Below are 8,867 nucleotides of genomic sequence, written 5' to 3' on the forward strand. Positions count from 1 at the left end.
ACAAACGTTCATCTTAAGCTTTAGGAGTAACAGGTTTCGGGGCAAGACGGATGTGAAGCTGTTCCAATTGAGCTTGATCCACTTCGCTTGGTGCATCCATAAGCAGGTCTGTCGCGCTAGCTGTTTTCGGGAATGCAATGGTTTCACGCAGGTTTGTACGACCTGCAAGCAGCATCACAAGACGGTCAAAACCGAAGGCAATACCACCATGTGGAGGCGTACCATATTCAAATGCATCCAGCAGGTAACCGAATTTATCCTTCACTTCCTCAGGCGGCAGGTTGAGCGCTTTGAACATTTTCTCCTGAACTTCACGCTTGAAAATACGCATCGAGCCACCACCCACTTCGTAGCCGTTCAGCACGATATCGTAGGCCTGAGCACGAACTTGACCTGGATCTGTGTCCAAGAGGGCCAGGTCTTCTTCCTTCGGACGAGTGAACGGATGGTGCTCCGCTACATAACGTTTTTGTTCTTCATCATAGCCCAGAAGCGGGAAGTCTACGACCCAGGCAAATTTGAATTTGTTATCGTCGATGAGGCCCAAATGACGGCCAATTTTCAGACGAAGCGCGCCCAATACATCAGCAACTACTTTTTTATTATCCGCAGAGAACAGCAACAGGTCACCTTCTTCGGCTCCCGTACGCTCTTTCAAGGCTTCGATTTCTTCCGGTGTGAAGAATTTAACGATAGGCCCCTTGAATTCGCCTTCTTTCACTTGGATCCAAGCCAAGCCCTTTGCTCCATAACGTGCTGCAAAAGGACCCAGGTCATCAATGTCCTTACGGCTCCACGTGCCACATCCTTTGGCATTGAGAACTTTAACTTCCCCGCCCTTTTCAATTACGGAAGCAAATACTTTCACACCACTGGTTGCCACGATATCATTGACATTAATCAACTCCAGACCAAAACGTAGGTCAGGCTTGTCTGAACCGTATTTATCCATCGCTTCTGCATGTGTAATTCGTTGGAACGGTGTTTCCAGTTCTACTCCAACGGTTTCTTTGAACAATTTCACCATAAGACGCTCCATCATAGGCAGCAAATCATCCTGTTGCATGAAGGAGGTCTCAATGTCGACCTGCGTAAATTCAGGCTGACGGTCAGCACGCAAATCTTCATCACGGAAACAACGTGCAATTTGGTAGTAGCGCTCCACGCCACCAACCATCAGCAATTGCTTGTACAGTTGTGGAGATTGCGGCAAGGCGAAAAACTCACCTTCATGTACCCGGCTAGGTACCAGATAATCACGGGCGCCCTCTGGGGAACTTTTTGTCAAAATCGGTGTTTCCACCTCAATGAAATCCTCACCGTCCAGGAAATCACGGAATACTTTTGCTGCTTTGGAACGCAGCTTCAAGGTCTGATGCATTTCCGGACGACGCAAGTCCAGATAACGGTATTTCAAACGCAGTGACTCGTCTACTTCCACGCCATCTTCAATGAAGAACGGAGGTGTTTTGGATGCATTCAATACTTCGATTTCAGTGACACGCACTTCAATTTCACCTGTAGGCAGGTTCGGGTTAATCGTTTCTGCATCCCGTTTGACAATGGTACCAGTAACCTCAAGCACATACTCACTACGAACACGGTCCGCAATTTGCAGTGCGTCACCGGAATATGCCGGATTAAATACGATTTGTACAATTCCGCTACGGTCACGCAGGTCTATAAAAAGTACGCCCCCCAAATCACGACGGGTTTGTACCCAACCGTTCAATGTAACTGTTTCTCCGATATGCGCATGAGTCAATGCGCCGCATTGATGACTCCTTTTCATAATACACACTCCTGTTTATGTTTAGTAGTTAATGCTATATGACAGCCAGAGGGAGACTCCCCCTGACTGATGTTACACATCTTCTTTATCCTAGTTCTTCCACCAGCTGATCCAGCTTAACAGTGCGCTGCTCGCCCGTTTCCATGTTTTTCAGTGCAATTTCACCTTGAACCAGCTCATCTTCACCCAGAATCGCAGTATACCTTGCTTTAAAGCGATCGGCTGATTTCATCTGCGCCTTCATTTTACGACCCAGATAATCTCGTTCTGCGGAAAATCCAGCTTGACGCAATTTGAATAGTTGTTTGGTTACTTCCGTTTCTGCCGCCTCACCCAACGCCACCATATAGATATCTAACGGCTTGGATTCGTTCAGTTTGACACCTTGATGCTCCAAAATCAGCTGGATTCGCTCCAGTCCAATACCAAAACCAATCCCTGGCTGATCCGGTCCGCCCAGATCTCCAACCAATCCGTTGTAGCGGCCGCCTCCACCGATCGTGTCTATGGCACCAATTCCTTCAGCTTTGAATTCGAACGCTGTCAACGTATAATAATCCAACCCCCGTACCAAACGCGGGTTAACTGTATATTCCACACCCATGGCATCCAAATTTTGCTTCACTTTCTCAAAATGTATGCGAGATTCCTCGTCCAAGCTATCCAAAATCGAAGGTGCACCTCCAAATTTGTCCTGGTCATCTTTGCTATCCAGCACTCGCAGCGGATTACGCTCAATGCGTGCTTGGCTCTCCTTGGTCAACGTATCCTTAATTGGCATCAAGAAGTCCACCAGATGCTGCCGATAAGCTGCGCGACTGGCTGCATTACCGACGGAGTTAATCTCCACCTGTACTCCTTTCAGACCCAGTTCACGGCAGAATTGATACCCGAAAGCAATAACTTCTGCATCCAGTGCCGGATCGACCGCCCCAAATGCCTCAATTCCAAATTGGTGAAACTGGCGCTGACGCCCAGCCTGTGGACGCTCATAACGGAACATCGGACCGATATAATACAGCTTAGTTACATCCGGCTCCCCGTATAGTTTGTTCTCCACATAGGAGCGGACAACCCCTGCTGTTCCTTCCGGACGCAAAGTCATGCTGCGCTTCCCTTTATCCTCAAAAGTATACATTTCCTTTTCCACTACATCCGTCGTTTCACCCACACCTCGAACGAACAAATTCGTTTGTTCGAACATTGGTGTACGAATCTCTCGATAATTAAAGCGGCGGCTAATCTCACGGGCTTTTTCCTCGACCACTTGCCATTTTTCTACACTGCCCGGCAGCAAATCCTGTGTTCCCGTCGGTTTTTGAAAGGCCATTAACGTATCCCCCCATCGTTGTATTTCATATTGTGCTCTTTCTTCTTGCTCCACTTTCAATATAAAACAAAAAATCCCTCGTCCTGTTAACATTAACAGGGACGAGGGATTGTCGTTTACAAATCACCCGTGGTACCACCCACATTCCGGAGTTTGTCCAGACAACCAGCATAAAATCACTCATTGCCCGTCAGCAATATACTGACTCCGCTCATACGTATAACGCCCGTAACGCGCAGTACGGCTATTATGCAGGACCATCCACTGTCGGCACAATTACAATGTACTTTCAGTAGGGTTTCCTCAATTGTTCGCCGCCTGTTCTCGGGGAGGTCATTCATCCGTTCATCAAGGGAATTTTTACAGCCTGGAAATTCCTCTCTGCGCTTGTGGGTTCGGAGTACTTGGTCCCGTCATCAAATCATTTTTCATTATTTTATGATTTTAATGAACCGCTTCGACAAAGTCAAGACATTCTATAGCTTCTCTGCAACTTTGTATCATTGTCACACATGGACACGAAGAGTTTCCGATGTTCGCCAGGTAGGCAGACTACCTCACAAAATACAAAAAAACAGCCTGACTTAAAAAGCCTAAACTGCTTTTAGTGATGTAATGTATCCCTGGTTTTTCCTAACAGTCTGTGTTTGGGAACTATCGCATGCTTTGACGAAGGATGGGAGAATTTACGTATCTTCATATTTCAATTTTATGTTTTCCATTTATTTAATTCAGATTACAACTCGTTTCTTTAATATAATGAAATTGGATTTCAGCGATTGTTTATAGTGGAAGGCCAGTCTCCAAGAGATTTAATGCTTCAGATAATAATTCAGAAAAATTTTCAGTTGGATTTTCCGCATAATGCAACATAACAGATATGTTAACACCTATGACGGCGCCTGCAAAAGTTCGAATCTGCAAGTCTCCAGGATCTCGTCCCACCCGTTTGGAAACCATCTCAGCAATCATATGCATTGTATCAGTCAAATTATTCAAGGTTGCAGCCCGGAGTTCCGGTACTGACATCACGAGTTGGTTACGCTCACGTGTAGTAGACATTTCGTCGCCGGACATGTCAGACATGGTTGCTAACATAGCATTACGCACAGCTTGAAGTGGAGTTAAATGAGCTGGCTGTTCTTCAAATGCAGATATAAGCAGGGGATCATAGTTATCTGTAACAATCACATCCTCCTTGCTCGAAAAATAGCGAAAAAAGGTGCTTGGTGAAATCTCCGCTGCTTCTGCAATCTGTTCCACAGTAGTTTCGTTATATCCCAGTTCGCTGAATAGGCGTAACGCATGCATTTGAATCGATGCAATGGTTTTTGCTTTTTTTCGCTCCCTCAGCCCAAGATTTTGCTGGTGTTCAAGTGACATTTGTTTCACTCCTCAATAGATTGCTCATTCAAGTTTCACTCCTCATCGAGCAATTTGCTTCAGCATATATTTTTGACCACATGCACACTATTGCCCGATTTTGCGTTTACACTCAGTTTATCATGATCCTTTGTACTTCACGATACCCAGGATTGTATTATTCCTGACTGTAAAGCAATACATCAAAACTTGAAACCACTCCAATTTCAGCTTTTATAGGCGAATATGCGGCGTACAGAAGCTGATAGGTTGAATCAGGTTGGTTCTATTGAGAAATTCAAAAAATTTATCTCCTCACCTCGTTAGTACAATTCCCTGCCCACCATCAACAATAACCCTGTCGCCGGTTTTCATTCTTGTAGTAGCATTTCCACATCCTACAACAGCTGGAATGCCTAGCTCTCTGGCTACAATTGCAGCATGAGAGAGTGGTGCTCCTATATCTGTTACAATCGCAGCTGCTTTTGGAAAAAGTGGAGTCCAGCCTACATTCGTTGTCGAGGTCACCAGTATTTCACCAGGAAGGAGCTGGTGTCCATCCTCAGGATTCCTCAGTACACGTACAGTCCCCTCAATTCTACCTGCCGCTCCAGCAACTCCTTCAATGATTTCAGAATGGATAGAGCTATCTAATGGTATATATGGATCATAATAATCTACTCTGCGATTGGGATCCTCCATCCATTGTAAAGGTTCAAATCGCCCACGTATAATCGAGGGGAACGCAGGCAGTTGCTTATATTTTAAATAGTTCACTTTTCTGGTCGAGATTCTCTCCTCAATAACACTTCCTCCTGCAAGCCAGCCCAATATCTCATCTACATATAAAAAAAATACATCTTCTCCTATGCCAATCAACTCGCCTGCTTTCAGCGCGAAAGAGCGATTTAATCTGAAGACACGCGTCCATTCCGAACGAACAGCTTCCCTTAAATGCGGTCCTTCAGAAATTTTTGCTATGACACGTTTCAACTTATTTATCTTGTATGGAAAACGCTGCTCCAATCTTCTCCAAACCACTTCATTTTGTTCACGTTGTTTATACAATAAATCGTCAACATTTATTCCAGATTTCTTTGTTTCTTGGATTTGCTTTTCCAGCCAACTCGGTTCTTCTCTTGGATCAGGTATCGATAGCTCAAACTCATGTGGGCCTCGATGCCCATATTCCAATAGATAATCCTCCTGACTCATTTCACCTTTCACGACTGAAGATATACCAACAACAGGTCCCAAGCTGGCCAAACCTGTACTTCCGCTCAGATTAGATAGAAGTACACTAGCATCATCACGTCCAAGCCATTTCTCCAACTTTTCCTTCAATCGAACAAAATTTTGCATCTTGCTACTAGGTCCTTCCAGTGCAATCCACATCGCTTCAATATTTTTAGGCCAAAGCTGCTCACGCCATAATGTAATCAATTCTTCCTTGGACTGGACATTGCCAATTAACTCTTCCGTTTGAGTGCACCAGGCCGCTGTTTCTTTTATGTGCTGTGGTAATAATTTCATCGCTTTTCGGGTCTGTTTAAAAGCATACAGCATCTTGGGGAGCATTATTTTAATGAGCTCTTTCCTAGAAAACGGATATATAGGAATTTGGATTTCATCTGGAATTTCCCCAAAAACATTGCTCATTTTTTTAATATTGACTTTTTATTCCACCCAAATGCAAAAAAAACGGACAATGGTACACTCACATTGGAGTATACTCTTCCACAGATATTACCAGACATTAAATAATGACCAGGAATCACATTATGTTCTTCGTCCAAAGCACGAATAATAGACCAGCTTAAGGGAGTAACAACATCTGAAATGGATTCACCTACATTAGTATTCGTCCAAAGAAAATCACCTGATAAAGAATCATTCCATTCAAATGTATCCATATTTCCAGGGCTTAAAGTAGTAACAGGTCGTGCTTGTAAAAAAAAGAGTTGGCCATTGGCAATGGCCCATTCAATATCCTGTGGTTCTCCCATCGCTTTTTCCAGACGGGAAGCATACCAATATAGCTTTTTGATATAAGGAAGTAATTCTTTTGGCCCTTTATATCGACCTGAGGGTTTAAATAAGGAGAAAACACGAGCATTTCCTTTACCAGATACCAGTTGCTCCCCTAACCCGAACACAAAATTTCCAGACATTACTGAACGATTGCCCGTAATAGGGTCTGCTGTAAAAAGAACACCCGAGATTTCAGAAGGAACCATGATTTGGACTACAATCGCCATTTGGTGTGCTTCTTCAAAACCCTTAACTGCACTGTATGCCCGCACCCTCTCACTGTATTGAGAATGGTGAACCACATACAAGGCTTTCAGAACGTCCTCGTTTGTTTGTACTTCTAAGACACTTTCAAACTCTCCTGCAAAAGAAGCTAAGGCTGAATCCTCGCTCAAGGCTGAAGACCTTACTGCAAATGAGACATTAGGGTAATCCTTACGAAGCTTTTCCAAATACCTGATCATTTCTTTCCATGTCTTTTCCTTAAGTTTTTCCCCTTGAAAGGCCTGTGGAAAAACAATAAAACCATTAGGAATCGGATAACCAGCTTGAAGCATCCTAGCAAGCATCCCTCCTTTGCCTCCGGTCCATTTCCGCAGCTCAGGAGTTATCTCTGCAAACCATTCTATTTCATTACCCATTTTGACACTTCCTAACTTTTTCAGTTGTAATATTTCGGTCCCGTAATTGGAAATGGGTATATTTATTGTTTATATTTTTATTATTTCGGGACTTAGTATCTTTTTACACTTTATACAAAAAGACAGTCAGTGTCAAATTAAATAATCTTTCACTTTTTTTGTATCCTGTATCGTTAGCCTCATAGCAACTTACTGTACAAATAAGTCCTAAAAAAGAAAATAGCCTGCGGAAACGGTCCGCAGGCTCAAAAAGATATATCAAAAGGGGGTCATGCTGTTATTATAAACTGCTAATATTAAGGAATGATGTTTCGAATATTACAATTGTATTACAGTCACTCTTTTGTAGCTAAATTCTCAAGTATCGACAATCTTGTGCCGTGCTCTCAACTTTAATCCAACTGCGATACATATCCACGATTGGAACGCAGCTTATAAATGACCTCATCATAATCGGCATCATTCACCTTTGCAGATAATACATACCGTAATTCATCTTGATCACCGTTAATATACACATCTGTTGCACGGAGCAACCCTCCGTCATGATTCGTTGTTCCGCTCCGATCTTCATCCAGATCCCTTTGGGCTGAGCCAGAGTTAATCTGGCCATCCTTCACATCTGGTAAAATATTCTCGCCATAAGCACCCGCCGCAGGGATTGCCGCACCCGCTGAGCCTCCTGTGCTCACAGAGCCAGTATTGTTATAAGGGACCAACGGAATTAAAACCCTCGTCTCCCGACCGAGCGTCTCATCCAGAGCACCTACTTCCAAATGTTCAGTTCTATAAGCCTGAAGCGAAGCTCTAGCGCCCTCAGCTTCATCTTCTGTGCGAAAATAAGCCTGAATCTGTTTAGCCATATCAAATCCTCCTCGTTAGGGAATTGTACTGGCATAAATCTAGGAAGCATTCACGGAAATTACAATGCCTTTAACAACTCACGCACAAAAGCGGGCTCATCCTTAGGGGTTCGAGACGTAATAAAGTTACCGTCCACAACCGCCTCTCGATCCTCAAAATGAGCACCCGCATTAATCAAGTCATCTTTCAATGGAGGATAGGCTGTAATTGTCCGGCCTTGTAACAAATCGGCACTCGCCAAAATTTGTGGCCCGTGACAGATAGCGCCAATCGTTTTTTTGGACTCATTAATTTCAGTTACAAATTTCAGAACATTTGCATCCAAACGGAGATTTTCCGGAGATGATCCACCAGGAATAACAACTGCATCATAATCACTTGATTTCACATCTGCAATGGCTTTTTCAATAGTATAGCTTGCTTTACCTTGCTTACCGCTCACTTTCTCACCTTGCTTCAGCCCAACAATATCCGCCTCATGTCCAGCCTTTTTTAATTCATCATAAGGTACCTTCATTTCGGAATCTTCAAATTGGTCAGCCAATAAAAATGCAATTTTACTCATGAATGTTCAGATCTCCTTTCCGGTTATCCCTGATACAAGTTTAAAATTAAGTTTATTTTTCTACCACGATTTGTTATTACCCGCTTGATCTGTTTTTATAACAATTCGCAGCGGCGGAAAAGAAAAAGGAGCCTTTCGGCTCCTCAGATTGTCGAGAAACCCCGTCATTTTGAGACGTGGGTTTCTTTTTTACATCATAATGCTTTGGTCTCTGGAGAAGCAGGGGGGGTTACCCCTGTTTCTCCAGGCGATCTAGGTGGATCGCCATCTTCTTCATGTTCT

The 8,867-nt window shown here is 43.7% G+C and carries 7 protein-coding genes; all 7 read right to left on the reverse strand.

Going from position 1 to position 8,867, the window contains the following annotated elements; all coding sequences use genetic code 11:
* Positions 1-13 precede the first annotated feature (13 nt).
* The 7 genes from aspS to G9G53_RS19455 all read right to left on the reverse strand — a co-directional run bounded on the left by aspS (position 14) and on the right by G9G53_RS19455 (position 8,585).
* Positions 14-1,792, reverse strand: coding sequence for an aspartate--tRNA ligase (aspS, locus tag G9G53_RS19430; RefSeq protein ID WP_029515739.1), 1,779 nt, complete (start codon positions 1,790-1,792; stop codon positions 14-16).
* 85 nt (positions 1,793-1,877) lie between these two features.
* A complete protein-coding gene (gene hisS / locus G9G53_RS19435) occupies positions 1,878-3,122 on the reverse strand; it encodes a histidine--tRNA ligase (RefSeq protein WP_165149675.1) in 1,245 nt (414 codons plus the stop codon).
* Between the two features lie 783 nt (positions 3,123-3,905).
* The gene (locus tag G9G53_RS19440; protein WP_029514826.1) at positions 3,906-4,505 is read right to left on the reverse strand and encodes an acyl-CoA-like ligand-binding transcription factor; all 600 of its coding nucleotides are present in this window, start codon (positions 4,503-4,505) and stop codon (positions 3,906-3,908) included.
* A 294-nt stretch (positions 4,506-4,799) separates the two neighbouring features.
* Positions 4,800-6,062 carry a PEP-utilizing enzyme gene (locus tag G9G53_RS26245; protein ID WP_202984586.1) on the reverse strand — a complete coding sequence of 421 codons (1,263 nt, stop codon included), beginning with the start codon at positions 6,060-6,062 and terminating at the stop codon, positions 4,800-4,802.
* Positions 6,063-6,139: 77 nt separating this feature from the next.
* Positions 6,140-7,156 carry a PEP/pyruvate-binding domain-containing protein gene (locus G9G53_RS26250; protein ID WP_202984587.1) on the reverse strand — a complete coding sequence of 339 codons (1,017 nt, stop codon included), beginning with the start codon at positions 7,154-7,156 and terminating at the stop codon, positions 6,140-6,142.
* Between the two features lie 392 nt (positions 7,157-7,548).
* The gene (locus tag G9G53_RS19450; protein WP_069012463.1) at positions 7,549-8,019 is read right to left on the reverse strand and encodes a hypothetical protein; all 471 of its coding nucleotides are present in this window, start codon (positions 8,017-8,019) and stop codon (positions 7,549-7,551) included.
* A 59-nt stretch (positions 8,020-8,078) separates the two neighbouring features.
* Positions 8,079-8,585 (reverse strand): type 1 glutamine amidotransferase domain-containing protein, encoded by a 507-nt coding sequence (locus G9G53_RS19455; protein ID WP_025720221.1) that lies wholly within the window; start codon positions 8,583-8,585, stop codon positions 8,079-8,081.
* Positions 8,586-8,867: the final 282 nt, after the last annotated feature.

It is taken from the genome of Paenibacillus sp. EKM206P (assembly GCF_011066155.1).
Taxonomy (GTDB): Bacteria; Bacillota; Bacilli; order Paenibacillales; family Paenibacillaceae; genus Paenibacillus; species Paenibacillus polymyxa_D.